Below are 544 nucleotides of genomic sequence, written 5' to 3' on the forward strand. Positions count from 1 at the left end.
TGCAGGACAGCCGCGTGGCGCCCATCAGCCCGGCCGTGAAGTTGGACCAGGTCAGGCTGCGCCCGGCCGCGGCGATGATCAGCGAACCGAGCACGCCGTAGGCCGCGCATTCGGTGGCCGTGGCCCAGCCCGCGATCAGCACCCAGACAATGAACACGATCAGCAGCGCGCAGGGGATCAGCGACGCGCTGGCGCGCAGCTTCTGCGCAAACGTGGTCTTGGGCTCCGGTGGCGGCATCAGGTGCTTGTTGCGGATGCTCCACCAGGCGATGTAGCCGCAGAACAGCGCCATCAGCAGGAAGCTGGGAAGAAAGCCCGCCAGGAAGATGCGGATGATCGAGGCGTCGGCCGCGACCGCATAGACCACCATGGTGATCGACGGCGGAATCAGGATGCCCAGCGTGCCCGCCGTGGCCAGCGAGCCCAGCGCCAGCTGTTCGTTGTAGCCGCGCCGCTTGAGCTCGGGCAGCGCCACCTTGCTGATGGTGGCGCAGGTCGCGGCCGAGGAGCCGGACACCGAGCCGAACACGCCGCAGCCCAGGAT

1 protein-coding gene is annotated in these 544 nt (G+C 68.4%); it reads right to left on the reverse strand.

What is annotated here, in order from left to right:
* Positions 1-544 (reverse strand): TRAP transporter large permease subunit (locus tag D3H34_RS33670; RefSeq protein ID WP_119558933.1); only part of this gene is annotated, 544 nt, incomplete at both ends.

Source organism: Acidovorax cavernicola (assembly GCF_003581445.1).